Origin of the sequence: Mycolicibacterium anyangense (assembly GCF_010731855.1) — a bacterium.
Lineage (GTDB): Bacteria > Actinomycetota > Actinomycetes > Mycobacteriales > Mycobacteriaceae > Mycobacterium > Mycobacterium anyangense.
Genome location: NZ_AP022620.1, coordinates 3,576,449 through 3,591,200, shown reverse-complemented (window position 1 = coordinate 3,591,200; position 14,752 = coordinate 3,576,449). Strand labels below are relative to the sequence as shown.

The following is a 14,752-nucleotide window of genomic DNA, read 5'->3' as shown; positions in this document are numbered from 1 at the left end:
CCGAACGTGACCGACCTGCTGGCCCCGTTACTCGACCTGCCGGGCGTCTCCGACGCCGCCGAGGCGGCCCGCGAGGCGCTGGCCAAAGCCCACCGGCACCGCACGAACCTGCGCAACTGGCCGGTGACCGCCGCGGAATCGGCGATCCGCGGCGCACGGTCGTCGTCGGCTCTCGACGGCGGCGCCGTGCAACTGGATGCCTCGGGCGCCGAACCCAACGATCCGGTGCTGGCAGGCGCGCTGCGGGTCGGCCAGGCGATGGAGGGCGGCACCACGGCACTGGTCGGGGTGTGGCAGCGCGCGCCGTTGCAGGCGCTGGCCCGGCTGCACGCGTTGGCCGCCGCCGACCTCACCGACGGCGACAGCCTCGGTCGGCCGCGGCAGGACCCCGAGGTTGCTGCCCGGCTGGATCTGGTCACCCGATTGGTGACCGGGGCCAGCACTGCGCCGGCCCCGGTGCTCGCGGCCGTCGCGCACGGCGAATTGCTGGCGCTGGCACCGTTCGGTAGCGGGGACGGTGTGATCGCCCGGGCGGTGTCGCGTCTGGTCACGATCGGCACCGGTCTGGATCCGCACGGTCTCGGTGTTCCCGAGGTGTATTGGATGCGCCGCGCCGAGGAATACCAGGCTGCGGCCGGCGACTTTGCCTCCGGTGTGCCCGACGGTGTCCGGCGGTGGCTCTTGATGAGTTGCGCTGCGCTGGAAGATGGTGCGCGAGAAGCACTCTCGATCGCGGAAGCGGCTGCGAAGTAGTCCGGACAGTCGAAAGCGGGCGACGATCCGAGAAGAGTTCGGCTCGCCGCCCGCTAGCACGGTTTCCCGGTTACCAAGCGTGCGGTATCGGCTGCGTGGGTTGGCCTCGGCGGTCTTGCGATGCGCTTCGGTAGCGATCCACCCCAAAGGATCGTCGTGTCCGTCCGCTTTTCGCAATGGCGCAGGCCCGCAACACTTCTGCCATATCGCGGCATGCTCCGCGTGGGTGCCGGGAACCGTGCTGGGTCGCTGGGGTCGGGAGATAGTGCCTTCTCTTCCGGCGCTACCTAGGCCTCGCTTCGCGACCGTGCTTCCTTTGTACTCCGTGACGATCGTCACATCAAGGCTTTGGCGGGCAACGGTTTGGCGGCTAGAAGGTCAAGCGCCGTAACACCGAGTACGTCAACGCGCCGGCGGCCAGTGCGCTGATCCCGAGGGCGGCCGAGGTGGCGACCGCCGCGCCGGACGGCGCCGAGATCCGGTCGCGCAACGGCACCGGTCGGGAGAACGTCAGGATGGGCCAGTCGCGGGCGCTGGCTTCCTTGCGGAGCGCGCGATCTGGGTTGACCGCAGTGGGGTGGCCCACCGCCTCGAGCATCGGCAGATCGGTCACGGAGTCGGAATAGGCGTAGCAGTGTTCCAGCGGGTAGCCCTCCAGGGCGGCCAGTTCGCGGATCGCGGCGGCCTTGCCCTCGCCGTAGCAGTAGAACGCGACCTCGCCGGTGTACTTGCCGTCCTCGACCACCATCCGGGTGCCCATCGCGTGGGTGGCGCCCAGGGCGCGGGCGATCGGCGCCACGATCTCCTCACCGGAGGCCGACACGATCACCACGTCGCGTCCGCAGAGCCGATGGTCGGCGATCAGCTCGGCGGCCTCGGCGAACACCAGCGGATCGACGATGTCGTGCAATGTCTCGTTGACGATCGACGTCACCTGCTCGACGTCCCAGCCGGCACACATGCTGGTGACATAGGAGCGCATCCGGTCCATCTGGTCGTGGTCGGCACCGGACATCAGATAGAGGAACTGGGCGTAGCTCGAGGCGAGCACGGCGCGGCGGTTGAGCAGGCCTTGGTTGAAGAAGGGTTTGCTGAAAGCGAGCGTGCTTGACTTGGCAATCACTGTCTTGTCCAGGTCGAAGAACGCCGCTGTGCGGGGTGCGCTATCCGCGGTGGGGCCGCCGTGGGGGGCCGTTAGCTGGGGTGTTGCCGTCGGGGCATCGGTCACACGGCCAGGATAGGTGCGGCGCTTCTGGTCGGGGCGGCGCGCGGAAAGTGGCAGAGGGCGCCACGTGTCCTGTGCTGCACTTTCACAGCAAAAACATGGGCTTTTCGTAGATTGAGTACTTGCGCGACAGCGCCTCGTCGTGTGTATAGTGGCATTACTCGGCTTATGCCGGGTGTGCATCAGCCCGACCCCCCGGGGCTGATACACGACGACCTCCGCCTCCTCCCCCCCTGGCGGGGGTCGTCCCTTTTTCCGGACCTTCTCCGGCGTCAATTCCCTCCGATTCTGGCTAACACCCCGTTCGTTGCCAGAACTGCAGTTCCGTGTCGAGTGCGATTTTCGGTGGACGGCGGTGGGCGCCCGTGTTCCGATGAGCGACTGGTCGGCGCGGGTTTATCCCCACACCCCGGTTGATCCCCAGAACGGCTGCTGACGGCTATCGCCTCGAGCGCGACGGCGCGACGGTGGTCAGGTGACGTCCCAGACCGGTGTGGTGCTGACCCTGCTCGACGACGATCAGCTGCGGGCGCTGTGTGCCCGCGCCGCCGCGGCGGCAGGTCTGCGGATGGTGGCTGCCTCGTCGACCATCACCCGCAGGGCCTGGTCGAGTGCGACCGCCGTCCTCCTCGACGACGCCGCTGTGCACCGATGCGGAGATGACGGGCTGCCCCGGCGCGACTCGGTCATCCTGGTCTCGGGTGTCGATCCACACCCGGCCACCTGGACCGCGGCGATGGCCGTCGGTGTTCAGCACCTGTGCACGCTCCCGGCACAGGAAGACGACCTGGTCCGGTATCTTTCCGAAGCCGCCGAGACCGAACCGGACAAACCGGCCCGCGGCCGGCTGATCGCGGTGACACCGGGACGTGGCGGCGCCGGCGCTTCGGTCTTCGCCGCCGCACTCGCCCTGGTGGCAGCGGACTCGCTGCTCGTCGACCTCGACCCCTGGAGCGGTGGTATCGACCTGTTGCTCGGAGCGGAGTCCGCCACCGGCTTGCGCTGGCCGGACCTGAGTCTGCAGGGCGGCCGGCTCAGTTGGCCGGCGGTGCGTGACGCATTGCCCGCCCAGCGTGGTGTCACCGTCCTGTCGGGGACGCGCTCGGGTCACGAGATGGATGCCGCACCGGTCGAATCGGTGCTCGACGCGGGTCGCCGTGGCGGCGTGATGGTGGTCTGCGATGTGCCCCGCCGGGGCACACCGGCGGCCGCGGTCGCGCTGGAGTGCGCCGATCTGGTGCTGGCCGTCACCACGTGCGATGTGCGCGCGGTCGCCGCGATGTCGGCGCGGGCCGCGATCCTGCGGGCGGCCAACCCCAACGTCGCACTGGTCGTCCGGGGCCCCTCCCCGGGCGGTCTCACCGCCCGCGAGGTCGCCGAGGTGACCCGACTGCCCCTGCTGGCCGCCATGCGCCCGGAGCCGATGCTGGCGCAGCGTCTCGAGCACGGCGGCATTCGGCTGGGGCGGCGGTCGCCGCTGGCCGCCGCCGCCCGGCAGGTGCTGGAGGCGTTGCGCCGCGGGTCAGGAATGCAGGCCGCATGAGTGCCTCCCTGATCGAGCGCGTGCGCGAACGGTTGGCCGCGGAGTCGGGCGCGTTGCGTCCGACCACCGTGGCGGCGGCCATCCGCGCCGAGTCGGGCGGCGTGCTGGGTGACACCGAGGTGCTGAGCAATCTGCGGGTGCTGCAGACCGAACTCACCGGTGCCGGTGTGCTGGAACCGCTGCTGCGGGCGCCGGGCACCACTGACGTTCTGGTCACCGCACCCGACGCGGTATGGGTGGACGACGGGTCCGGATTGCGCCGCAGCACTGTGCGTTTCGACGACGAGGCCGCGGTACGTCGGCTTGCGCAGCGTCTGGCGGTCGCCGCCGGCCGCCGCCTCGACGATGCCCAACCGTGGGTGGACGGGCAGCTGACCGGTATCGGCAGCGGCCAGTTCACGGTGCGCCTGCACGCGGTGCTCCCGCCGGTGGCTGTCGCCGGCACGTGCGTATCGCTGCGGGTACTGCGTCCGGCCACCCAGGACCTCGCGGCGTTGGCTCGCTCGGGCGCGATCGATGACGAGGCGGGCCGATTGCTGAGCCGCATCATCGCAGCGCGGTTGGCCTTCCTGGTCTCGGGTGGGACGGGCGCGGGCAAGACCACTCTGCTGGCGGCGGCGCTCGGGTCGGTGAGTGCCACCGAGCGGATCGTCTGTGTCGAGGATGCCGCCGAACTGGCACCGCCCCACCCGCATCTGGTGCGGCTGGTGGCGCGCGGCGCCAACGTCGAAGGCATAGGAGAGATCACCCTGCGCCAGCTGGTCCGCCAGGCCCTGCGGATGCGGCCGGACCGCATCGTCGTCGGGGAGGTGCGTGGGGCCGAGGTCGTCGACCTGCTTGCCGCACTGAACACCGGCCACGACGGCGGGGCCGGAACAGTGCACGCCAACAGTCCCGCCGAGGTGCCTGCCCGGCTCGAGGCGCTGGCCGCACTCGGCGGGCTGGACCGCGCAGCGCTGCACAGCCAACTCGCGGCCGCGGTGCAGGTGGTCGTGCATGTCAGTCGCGGCCATGACGGGGTTCGCAGGCTCACCGAGATCGCGGTGTTGCAGCGCGCCGACGACGGCCGGGTGGCCGCGCGCGCCGCCTGGCGTCTGCATCGCGGATTTGATTGTGGCGCTGACGAACTGGATCGTCTGCTCGGCGATCGCGGGGTGCCGTGATGGCCGTGGCAGCCGTGTTGTTGGCGGCCGCGTTCCTGGTTGCGCCCGCGCCTGCGCACCGTCGGCTGGGACTGGCCGGCAGACAGGTGCGGGTGAAGGGTCCGATGGTCGTACTCGGTGCGGTGGCCATGGTGACCACGCTGCCACCGGCCGTGGTGATCGCCGCGGCGCTCCTGACGGCGACGCTGGCGGTACGGCGGCGGCAGGCCCGGCACCAACACCGTCGGCGAGCCGACGCACGCGCACTGGCCGCAGCGCTGGAGGTTCTGGTCGGGGAACTCCGAGTCGGTGCCCACCCCGTGCTCGCGTTCGCCGTCGCGGCCACCGAAAGCGATGGCGATGTCGGGGCTTCGCTACAGGCGGTCGCCGCCCGCGCGGGACTGGGCGCGGATGTCGCGGGTGGACTGCACGCGGTGGCGGACCGGTCCCTGGTCGCAGGGCAGTGGAGTCGCCTGGCGGTGTGTTGGCAATTGGCCGCCGAGCAGGGTCTGGGAATGACGGCACTGATGCGCGCGGCGCAGCGCGACATCGTCGAGAGGCAGCGGTTCGCCGACCGGGTCCAGGCCGGGCTGGCCGGGGCCCGCGCCACTGCCCTCATCCTCGCTGGCCTGCCCGTGCTCGGCGTGCTGCTGGGCCAGCTGATCGGAGCACGGCCCGTCGCGTTCCTGGCCGGCGCCGGACTCGGTGGCTGGTTGCTGGTCACCGGTGTGATGCTGGTCTGTCTCGGCCTGCTGTGGGCGGACCGGATCACCGAACGGACGGTGACATGACTTCTGCTGCACTGCTTCTGGCGGCCGCGTTGCTGATCGCCGCGGGTCCGGCGGCAGTCCGGCACCGGGCCGGGATCCGAAGCGTACGGTCGGCGGGGCCGCGCGCGGTGCACCGTCGTCGTGACCCACTCGCGGCGGCCTCGGCGCTCGATGTGTTCGCTGTCTGCCTGTCCGCCGGGATGTCGGTACCCGCGGCGGCCACGGCCACGGCGCCATCGGCACCCGAACAACTCGGCGCGATGCTGCGTCGCGCCGCCGACCTACTGGCACTGGGCGCCCCGGCCGACATGGCCTGGGAAGTCCCCGATGGGCTGCGTGATCCGACCTGTGCGGCCGTGGCCCGGCTGGCTCGGCGCTCGGCGGCCTCGGGCAGTGCGCTGGCGCAGGGAGTGGCCGAATTGGCCGAACAATCGCGCCAGGACGCCACCCATGCCGCGGCTGCCGCCGCCGAACGCGCGTCGGTGCTCATCGCCGGTCCGCTCGGGTTGTGTTTTCTGCCCGCCTTCATCTGCCTGGGCATCGTGCCCGTGGTGGCCGGCCTGGCCGGTGACGTGTTCTCCGGAATCCTGTTATGAGAGAAGGGAAAAGCATTGAGCAACAGTTCATTACGAGACTTCAAGGTGCGGATCGCGGCGCTGGGCGCCGACGAATCCGGCATGTCCACCGTCGAATACGCTATCGGGACTATCGCCGCGGCGGCCTTCGGCGCGATCCTCTACAGCGTGGTCACCGGCGATTCCATCGTCGGAGCACTGACCAACATCATCAGCCGGGCGCTGAACACCAACGTCTAGCCGATGCCGGTTTCAGCACGGTCGAGGCGGCCCTGGCCATCGCCGCGTTGGTGGTGGTGCTGGTCTGCTGTGTCGGCGGCGTCACTGCGATTTCCGCTCAGCTCCGCTGTGTCGATGCGGCCAGGGAGGCGGCCAGGCTGGCCGCTCGTGGTGACACCGTCGCCGCCGATGCGGCGGCCCGGCGGGTGGCTCCGCCGGGTGCCGGGGTGGAGCTGCGGCGCACCGGCGGCTTCGTGGAGGCCAGGGTCAGCTCCCGATCGGCGTTGCTTCCCGGCATCGTCATCTCGGCCGGTGCGCTCGCGGCGACCGAGCCGGGTCAGTGACGACAACGGCGCGGCGACGGTCCTAGGTGCGCTGCTGATCGTCGTGGTCGTGGTGGTGACACTGGCTGGTGTCCAGATCGGCTCGGCGGTCGTGGGCCGCCATCGCGCCCAGGCGGCCGCGGACCTCGCGGCGCTGGCCGCGGCAGTATGGCTGCCACAGGGGCCGGGCACCGCGTGCCGGCAGGCCGCTGCGGTCACCGCAGCCATGAACGCCTCGCTGCTGCGGTGCGAGGTCGAGCAGCTCGATGTGGTGATCAACGCGGGCGTGGGGTCCGCGCGGGCCGTGGCCCGTGCAGGGCCGGTCGAATAGAGCCCGGGCAGGGACCGGTCAGGTGGTGCTCCCAGCGCCCGATAGGCCCGCCTCGGCCAGTTCGGCGTCGGTCGGCAGCCGCAGCGTGATCAGCCCGGCGAACACGCCGTTGTCCAGTTCGATGCGGTTGGCCATGATATGCATCGGCACCCATCCGCTGCCGTTGGCGGGGAGCCGCAAAACCCTACTGGTCGAACCGGTTTCGAACTCCTTGACCATCGGTTCGAGCTTCGTCCTGTCGTCGGGATGGAACTGCATACCCTGGCGCCAGTCGTAATGCGGGCACGGCTCGTCGAGCCACTTGAGCAGATGCCAGCTGCCCAGGTCGACGATCGCCCGGTACACCCCGCGCTGCGAAAGACCCTTCAGGATTCGCTGGGCCAGCAGGCCGGTCGGGATGTCCGTCTCGTCCAGTTCGCCCACCAGGTTCATAGCGCGGGCAATGAGGTGCTCGGTGCCGTCTGCGGCGGGCTCCATCGCGGTGCGCACGACGAAGCCGACACGGCGGAAGCCGCCCAGCTTGTCGGTGAAATCCCAGCTGCTGCAATAGGTGCGCCCGGGCGCGGTATCGACGGCCATAGCGAGCACCCGGGCCTCGTTCTTGTGGAGGTCCCGGCTGGGTAGATCCTCGACGAAAGCGCGACCGTGGGTGCGTTCCTGAGCCGGGTTCATCCCGGAGTTCGTCAGCGATTCCACGGTGTCGGTCGCCTCGCCCGCGGTCATGTCCCAGATCAGCGGACCGGGAATCGGGCGCTGCGGCGGCTCGGCGTCGGCCGGTCCGATCCACACGTGCACACCGTGCACCTTGCCGTCGGACATCGTGACCGGTTCGGTACGGATCACCCGATCGCTTTTCGGGGTAATGCTGGCGAGGCTCGTCCCCGCGATCACCGTCTCGGTGATCGCGGTCTGGATCGCCGCCCGGTGCGGATGGCGCCGCAGGAACGCGGTGATCGGCACCAGGTTCTTCATCCGGCGGCCCTGCGCAACGACCACGGGTTCGGTGCCGAGCGTCTCCACCAGCAGCCAGTCCTGGTCCATGGCTAGGAGTTTATTCGGCGCCGGGTTGGCCGGTTTGTCGCGAGATCAAACAGCACAATGGCGTCACATCGTGGTCACGACCGCTGCATGTGGGGTTCAGATCCTTGCCGGGGCCCAATTGCTTGGGTATTTTTCGCTAGGTCCGACTCGTCGGACGGAGGAACGGATCGAGTTGTCCGGCTGTTCCTCGACGGCGATTGCGCATCGCCCTTCGGGCCTCCAGCAGAGCGGGGCACCAGCTTGTGCCGCGTTGGCACCGACGCCTGGAGGTCGACCGTGCGAGGGGTCGGTCGGCCGCCAACAGTCAGGTGCCGGCGGCGGCGAGCTCGGCGAGGATGAGCCTGAGGACGCGCACCGCACCGACCTTGTCCAGCGGATCATTGCCGTTCCCACACTTGGGGGACTGCACGCACGACGGGCAGCCGTTCGGGCACTCGCACGATTCGATCGCGTCTGCCGTCGCGCCCAGCCAGGTGGTTGCCAGCCGGTAGCCCCGCTCGGCGAAACCGGCTCCCCCCGGGTGCCCGTCGTAGACGAACACCGTCGGCAGGCCACCTTCCCCGATCGCGGTCGACAGGCCGCCGATGTCACCTCGATCGCAGCTGGCCACCAATGGCAGCAGCCCGATCGCGGCGTGCTCGGCGGCGTGCAGTGCGCCGGGGATCCGTACCACATCGATTCCGTTGTCCACCAACGCTTCCAGGGCAATGGTGTACATCACCGCGGTGGTGGGCAGTGACTGCTCAGGCATGTCGAGCTCGACGAAGTCGATCACCTCGCCGGACAGGCGCCGGCGCAGATACCCGATGACGCGGTGGGTCACCGACACCGGCACCAGGCCCAGCGTCACCGCGTCGTATCGCACCCGTTCGCCGGGGCCGCTCACCGTGATGTCGGTGATCTCGCGCGCGTATGTCGAATAGCCGGGGTCCTCGGCGTGCACGAAGGCCACCCCGTCCTCCAGCCGCAGCGAGTCCACCACATAGCTCTCGCCCTGATGCAGATAGACCGCGCCGGGGTGCACCGTTGCCGGTGCCTGGCCGGCCGGCGTGCTGCCGAGCATGCGGCCGGTGTCCTCCTCCACGATGGCCACCTGCCCGCCCGCCGAACCGCGAATGTCCACGGCCGGATGCGGGTCCAGTCCCGGCGCCGGGAAGTACCGTTCGCCGCGTTTGCGTAACAACCCGTCGTCGACCAGCTCCTCGGCCACCGACTCGGCCTCCCAGCGCCGGACCTCGGCGGATTCGAGCGGTAATTCGGTTGCTGCACAGAGCAACTGCGGTCCCACCACGTACGGGTTGGACGGGTCGATGACGACCCGCTCGACGGGCTTGTCCAAGAGGGCGGCGGGATGGTGCACCAGGTAGGTGTCCAGTGGGTCGTCGCGCGCGATCAACACCACCAACGCCCCCTGGCCGCGACGCCCGGACCGGCCGGCCTGCTGCCAGAACGAGGCGACGGTGCCCGGGAAGCCGGCCAGCAACACCGCGTCCAGGCCGGCGATGTCGATGCCCAGTTCAAGCGCGTTCGTCGTTGCCAGCCCACGCAATTCGCCGTCGGTGAGCTTGCGTTCGAGATCCCGGCGATCCTCGGCGAGATAGCCCGCACGATAGGACGCCACCGTCTCGAGCAGCTGCGGCGCGATGTCCTCCAGTCGGGCCCGGGCTCCCAGCGCGGTCAGCTCGGCCCCACGCCGCGAGCGCACAAAGGTCAGCGTCCTGGCCCCTTCGGCCACCAGGTCTGCCATCATCCGCGCCGCCTCCGCGCCCGCCGAGCGCCGCACCGGAGCCCCGTTTTCGCCGAGCAGATCGGTGCGCAACTCCGGTTCCCAGAGGGCAACGGTGCGCGCTCCGTGTGGCGAACCGTCCTCGGTGACCGCGTCCACCGTCTGACCGATCAACTCCGCGGCCGTCTCACCCGGGGCCGCGGTGGTGGCACTGGCGAAGATCACCGTGGGGCCCGACCAGGCCCCCGGTCCGGCCCGCCGATCCTCGGAGGCTGGTGCGTACCGCTGGCACAGCCGCAGCAGCCGGCGCAGCACCATCGCGACGTTGGATCCGAATATCCCTCGGTAGTAATGGCATTCGTCTACCACGATGTAGCGCAGGTTGCGCAGGAACACCGCCCACCGGGCGTGGTTGCGCAACAACGCCGCATGGATCATGTCGGGGTTTGAGAACAGCCACCTGGAGCGTTCGCGGGCGAATCTACGTACCTCGGTGGGGGTGTCACCGTCATAGGCCGTCGGCGCGACGTCGGCCAGCGCCGGCACCGCTGCAGCCAACGAGTGGGCGGCCCGCAGCTGGTCGTGGCCAAGCGCTTTCGTCGGCGACAAATACAGTGCCCGGGCCCGCGGGTCGCGAGCCAGCGCATCCATGATGGGCAACTGGAAGGCCAGCGACTTGCCCGATGCGGTGCCGGTGCTGATGACGACATGGCGCCCGGCATGGGCCAGGTCCGCGGCCTGAACCTGGTGGGACCACGGTGCCACAATTCCGCGATCATGGAACGCGCGGAGGACATCTGGCTGAACCCACGCCGGCCACCCGACGCTGACGGCGGCGCGCGCGGGGATCTCCGCGACGTGTCGCAATGCCCCGGCAGCAGAGTCCGCGCCGGCGATCGCGACGGTCAGCAATTCACTGCCGAAACTCGCCACCCCCGACCTCCTCTCCGGCTCCGTGACACCGCTGCACAACGGTTGTATCGAATTGTTCATCAGTTGGTAGCAGTGAGACTGTCGCAAGTGCGCTGAACGTGATTGGATAAGGGCGGTCGCAGCTTCTGTGTTCGTGTCTTCACAATCGCAGGATCGACGTTGCGATCGCGGTTCCTGCGAGGGTCTGTAGGTCGGGTGAGTTCCGACAACTCCACGAAGGATGGCGGTCGGAACGGGCCCGGTCTGCCGAAAACTCGGTCGGCCGCACCCGGTAGCAAGAGAAGGAAAGTACGAAAGATGCCACAGGGAACTGTGAAGTGGTTCAACGCGGAGAAGGGCTTCGGGTTCATTGCCCCCGAGGACGGTTCTGCGGATGTGTTTGTCCACTACACGGAAATTCAGGGGTCGGGCTTCCGCACCCTTGAGGAGAACCAGAGGGTCGAGTTCGAGGTCGGTCAGAGCCCCAAGGGACCGCAGGCCACAGGCGTGCGCTCTATCTGATCAGCAGCGACATACAGAATCACCCCCGTGCGTCCCGGTGACGGGCACCGCCGGGGGTGTTTCGTTTTCTGGTGTCATACGGCTCGGCGACATGGCGCTGGTCGCCGACTGGCTTAGTGTCGAGTCGTGAGTCAGCTGTCCTTCTTCTCGGCTGAGTCGGTGCCGCCCGCGGTCGCCGACCTCACCGGGATGCTTGCGGCAGCTGGACAGGTGGTCATGGTCTCCGGTGGAGCGCGGCTGTCGGTGGTGGTCGAAGACCTCTGGCGGGCCACCGCGCTGGCCGAGATGATCACCGAGGCTGGTCTGCAGCCGGAGATCACCCGCACCGAGGAGGACACTCCGCTGGTGCGCACCGCGGTGGACGACCGGCTGGTGGTCACCGCGAAGGAGTGGACGCGCGGGGCGGTCAAGACGGTGCCGCCGCAATGGCTGCCCGGGCCCCGGCAATTACGGGCCTGGACACTGGCGGCCGGGACGCCGGAGGCCGATCGCTATCTGCTGGGACTGGACCCGCACGCCCCCGACACTCACTCGCCGCTCGCGTCAGCGCTGATGCGGGTGGGAATCGCACCCACCCTGATCGGAACAAGAGGGTCTAGGCCGGCGTTGCGAATCAGTGGACGCAGACGGCTATCGCGCCTGGTAGAGAACGTGGGGGAACCGCCGGATGACACGGAGGCGTTGTCAGCGTGGCCCACAATCTGAGACATTCCGTGTGGGGGGTCGGTTTGCGTCGGCCCGTCCGGGGTGCCACATTGTGGGGTGCCCGCGAGGCCGGGGGTACCGGTGGGCACGACAGAAGTGGAGCGTAAGCGCAGTTGGCTGACGACGAAACCCGCGACAGCGGCGGCGGCAATGGCCGCGTGCGACGGCTCGTCATCGTCGAGTCGCCGACCAAGGCGCGCAAAATCGCCGGCTACCTGGGCTCCAATTACATCGTGGAGTCGTCCCGCGGGCACATCCGTGACCTGCCGCGCAACGCCGCTGACGTGCCCGCGAAGTACAAATCCGAGCCCTGGGCCCGCCTCGGGGTCAACGTGGAGCAGAACTTCGAGCCGCTCTACATCATCAGCCCGGAGAAGAAGAGCACGGTCAGCGAGCTCAAGGACCTGCTGAAGAACGTCGACGAGCTCTACCTGGCCACCGACGGTGACCGCGAGGGTGAAGCCATCGCCTGGCACCTGCTGGAAACCCTCAAGCCCAGGGTGCCGGTCAAGCGCATGGTGTTCCACGAGATCACCGAACCGGCCATCCTCGCCGCCGCCGAGCATCCCCGCGACCTGGACAACGACCTGGTCGACGCGCAGGAGACCCGCCGCATCCTGGACCGGTTGTACGGCTACGAGGTCAGCCCGGTGCTGTGGAAGAAGGTAGCCCCGCGGCTGTCGGCCGGCCGGGTGCAGTCGGTGGCGACCCGCATCATCGTGCAGCGGGAACGCGACCGCATGGCGTTCCGCAGCGCGTCGTACTGGGATGTGCTCGCCGAGCTGGATGCCAGCGTGTCCGACCCGAATGCCGCACCGCCGCGTTTCAACGCCCGTCTGGTCACGCTGGACGGCAAACGGGTGGCCACCGGGCGCGACTTCGACTCGCTCGGCGTCGTCCGCAAGCCCGACGAGGTGCTGGTGCTCGACGAGGCCTCCGCCGGGGCGTTGGCCGCTGGCCTGCGCGGGGCCAGCCTCAGCGTGGCCTCGGTGGAGGAGAAGCCCTACACCCGCCGCCCGTACCCCCCGTTCATGACCTCCACCCTGCAGCAGGAGGCCGGTCGCAAGCTGCGGTTCAGCTCCGAGCGCACGATGAGTGTGGCGCAGCGGCTGTACGAGAACGGCTACATCACCTATATGCGTACCGACTCGACGACGTTGTCGGAGTCGGCCATCAACGCGGCCCGCAACCAGGCCCGTCAGCTCTACGGCGACGAGTACGTGCACCCGTCGCCGCGGCAGTACACCCGCAAGGTCAAGAACGCCCAGGAGGCGCACGAGGCGATCCGGCCCGCCGGTGACACTTTCGCCACCCCGGGTGCCCTGCACCGCGAACTCGACGGCGACGAGTTCCGGCTCTATGAGCTGATCTGGCAGCGCACGGTGGCCTCGCAGATGGCCGACGCCCGCGGCACCACACTGAGCCTGCGGATAGCCGGCACGGCCGCCGACGGCCGCGAGGTGGTCTTCACCGCCAGCGGGCGCACCATCACCTTCCCCGGCTTCCTGAAGGCCTACGTCGAGACCGTCGACGAACTGGCCGGCGGTGAGGCCGACGACGCCGAGAGCCGACTGCCCCAATTGCGGCAGGGCCAGCGGGTGGATGCCACCCAGCTGACCGCGGACGGACACAACACCAACCCGCCCGCCCGCTACACCGAGGCGTCCTTGATCAAGGCGCTCGAGGATCTCGGAATCGGCCGTCCCTCAACGTATTCCTCGATCATCAAGACGATCCAGGACCGCGGCTACGTGCACAAGAAGGGCAGTGCCCTGGTGCCGTCCTGGGTGGCGTTCGCGGTCACCGGCTTGCTCGAGCAGCATTTCGGACGGCTGGTGGACTACGACTTCACCGCCGCGATGGAAGACGAGCTCGACGAGATCGCCTCGGGTCACGAGCGTCGCACCAACTGGCTGTCCAATTTCTACTTCGGTGGCGAGCACGGCGTGGCCGACTCGATCGCGCGGGCCGGTGGCCTCAAGAAGCTGGTCGGCGTGAACCTCGAGGGCATCGACGCCCGAGAAGTGAACTCCATCAAGCTCTTTGACGACGAGCAGGGCCGCCCGATCGTGGTGCGGGTGGGCAAGAACGGGCCCTACCTGGAGCGGATGATCACCGGCGAGGACGGCGAGCCCACCCCGCAACGGGCCAACCTGTCCGACGAGATCACTCCGGACGAATTGACCCTGGAGCTGGCCGAAACGCTGTTCGCCACACCGCAAGAGGGCCGGGTGCTCGGCGTCGACCCGGACAGTGGACACGAGATCGTGGCCCGCGACGGCCGGTACGGCCCGTACGTCACCGAGGTGCTGCCGCCCCCGCCGGACGAGGACGGCGGCGTCACGGCCAAGAAGTCCAAGAAGCCCACCGGACCCAAGCCGCGTACCGGCTCGCTGTTCCGCTCGATGGACCTGCAGACGGTCACCCTCGAGGACGCGCTCAAGCTACTGTCGCTGCCGCGGCTGGTCGGGGTGGACCCGGAAAACGGTGAGGAGATCACCGCGCAGAACGGCCGCTACGGCCCGTACCTCAAGCGCGGCACCGACTCTCGCTCACTGGCCACCGAGGACCAGATCTTCGACATCAGCCTCGAAGACGCGCTGAAGATCTACGCCGAACCCAAGCGCCGTGGCCGCCAGGGCGCGGCCGCACCGCCCTTGCGTGAGCTGGGCACCGACGCCGCGTCGGGCAAGCCGATGGTGATCAAGGACGGCCGGTTCGGTCCTTACGTGACCGATGGCGAGACCAACGCCAGCCTGCGCAAGGGCGATGACGTGCTGAGCATCACCGACGAACGTGCGTCGGAGTTGCTGGCCGACCGCCGCGCCCGTGGGCCGGTCAAGAAGGCCGCCCGCAAGGCGCCGGCCAAGAAGGCTGCGGCGAAGAAGGCCCCGGCGAAGAAGGCCGCCAAGAAAGCCTGACCTCGTCGCGCCCAAACCGACAAACGGGTGCGAAAAGCCAAGTG

At 69.2% G+C, this 14,752-nt stretch carries 14 protein-coding genes; 11 read left to right on the top strand and 3 right to left on the bottom strand.

Translation table 11 applies throughout. The annotated features are described in order from the left end of the window. Window positions 1-6: 6 nt before the first annotated feature. A complete protein-coding gene (locus G6N35_RS16980; RefSeq protein ID WP_163805305.1) occupies window positions 7-753 on the top strand; it encodes an oxidoreductase in 747 nt (248 codons plus the stop codon). Window positions 754-1,123: 370 nt separating this feature from the next. Here the strand turns inward: G6N35_RS16980 and G6N35_RS16975 are convergent, their stop codons facing one another. Continuing rightward, entirely contained in the window at window positions 1,124-1,981 is an 858-nt protein-coding gene (locus G6N35_RS16975; RefSeq protein ID WP_197748431.1) for an HAD-IB family hydrolase, read from the bottom strand. 502 nt (window positions 1,982-2,483) lie between these two features. Here G6N35_RS16975 and ssd point away from each other — a divergent pair. Genes ssd through G6N35_RS16945 form a run of 7 tightly spaced genes read left to right on the top strand, consistent with a single transcriptional unit; the run spans window position 2,484 to window position 6,881 of the window. Further along, on the top strand, window positions 2,484-3,521 hold the full coding sequence (gene ssd, locus G6N35_RS16970; protein ID WP_163807738.1) for a septum site-determining protein Ssd: 1,038 nt from the start codon (window positions 2,484-2,486) through the stop codon (window positions 3,519-3,521). Further along, complete coding sequence (locus tag G6N35_RS16965; RefSeq protein WP_163805304.1) at window positions 3,518-4,684, top strand: TadA family conjugal transfer-associated ATPase; 1,167 nt, start codon at window positions 3,518-3,520, stop codon at window positions 4,682-4,684. Before ssd ends, G6N35_RS16965 begins: the two co-directional genes overlap by 4 nt. Then, window positions 4,684-5,454, top strand: a complete 771-nt coding sequence (locus G6N35_RS16960) for a type II secretion system F family protein (protein ID WP_163805303.1) — start codon at window positions 4,684-4,686, stop codon at window positions 5,452-5,454. The genes G6N35_RS16965 and G6N35_RS16960 overlap by 1 nt, the downstream gene beginning before the upstream one ends. After that, the gene (locus G6N35_RS16955) at window positions 5,451-6,029 is read left to right on the top strand and encodes a type II secretion system F family protein (RefSeq protein WP_179967374.1); all 579 of its coding nucleotides are present in this window, start codon (window positions 5,451-5,453) and stop codon (window positions 6,027-6,029) included. Before G6N35_RS16960 ends, G6N35_RS16955 begins: the two co-directional genes overlap by 4 nt. Window positions 6,030-6,044: 15 nt before the next feature. Next, window positions 6,045-6,248, top strand: a complete 204-nt coding sequence (locus tag G6N35_RS16950) for a DUF4244 domain-containing protein (RefSeq protein ID WP_163805302.1) — start codon at window positions 6,045-6,047, stop codon at window positions 6,246-6,248. A gap of 32 nt (window positions 6,249-6,280) precedes the next feature. Then, a complete protein-coding gene (locus G6N35_RS27390; RefSeq protein WP_246224624.1) occupies window positions 6,281-6,571 on the top strand; it encodes a TadE family type IV pilus minor pilin in 291 nt (96 codons plus the stop codon). Then, entirely contained in the window at window positions 6,540-6,881 is a 342-nt protein-coding gene (locus tag G6N35_RS16945; protein WP_246224338.1) for an Rv3654c family TadE-like protein, read from the top strand. The genes G6N35_RS27390 and G6N35_RS16945 overlap by 32 nt, the downstream gene beginning before the upstream one ends. A gap of 18 nt (window positions 6,882-6,899) precedes the next feature. On the opposite strand, the gene G6N35_RS16940 is transcribed toward G6N35_RS16945, so the two are convergent. Then, entirely contained in the window at window positions 6,900-7,922 is a 1,023-nt protein-coding gene (locus G6N35_RS16940; protein ID WP_163805300.1) for a PAS domain-containing protein, read from the bottom strand. Between the two features lie 304 nt (window positions 7,923-8,226). Next, window positions 8,227-10,581, bottom strand: a complete 2,355-nt coding sequence (locus G6N35_RS16935; protein WP_163805299.1) for a DNA 3'-5' helicase SftH — start codon at window positions 10,579-10,581, stop codon at window positions 8,227-8,229. A 297-nt stretch (window positions 10,582-10,878) separates the two neighbouring features. Here G6N35_RS16935 and G6N35_RS16930 point away from each other — a divergent pair, with 297 nt between their 5' ends. The 3 genes from G6N35_RS16930 to topA all read left to right on the top strand — a co-directional run bounded on the left by G6N35_RS16930 (window position 10,879) and on the right by topA (window position 14,708). Further along, window positions 10,879-11,082, top strand: coding sequence for a cold-shock protein (locus G6N35_RS16930; protein WP_003925183.1), 204 nt, complete (start codon window positions 10,879-10,881; stop codon window positions 11,080-11,082). Window positions 11,083-11,208: 126 nt separating this feature from the next. After that, a complete protein-coding gene (locus G6N35_RS16925; RefSeq protein ID WP_163805298.1) occupies window positions 11,209-11,787 on the top strand; it encodes a hypothetical protein in 579 nt (192 codons plus the stop codon). Between the two features lie 113 nt (window positions 11,788-11,900). Continuing rightward, window positions 11,901-14,708: a type I DNA topoisomerase gene (gene topA / locus G6N35_RS16920; RefSeq protein ID WP_163805297.1), complete on the top strand. Its 2,808-nt coding sequence runs from the start codon at window positions 11,901-11,903 to the stop codon at window positions 14,706-14,708. Window positions 14,709-14,752: the final 44 nt, after the last annotated feature.

Excerpts from the sequence above, each read along its gene's own strand:
- G6N35_RS16965 (WP_163805304.1), top strand. The coding sequence starts at position 3,518 with ATGAGTGCCTCCCTGATCGAGCGCGTGCGCGAACGGTTGGCCGCGGAG.
- G6N35_RS16955 (WP_179967374.1), top strand. The coding sequence starts at position 5,451 with ATGACTTCTGCTGCACTGCTTCTGGCGGCCGCGTTGCTGATCGCCGCG.
- G6N35_RS16930 (WP_003925183.1), top strand. The coding sequence starts at position 10,879 with ATGCCACAGGGAACTGTGAAGTGGTTCAACGCGGAGAAGGGCTTCGGG.
- G6N35_RS16940 (WP_163805300.1), bottom strand. The coding sequence starts at position 7,922 with ATGGACCAGGACTGGCTGCTGGTGGAGACGCTCGGCACCGAACCCGTG.
- G6N35_RS16960 (WP_163805303.1), top strand. The coding sequence starts at position 4,684 with ATGGCCGTGGCAGCCGTGTTGTTGGCGGCCGCGTTCCTGGTTGCGCCC.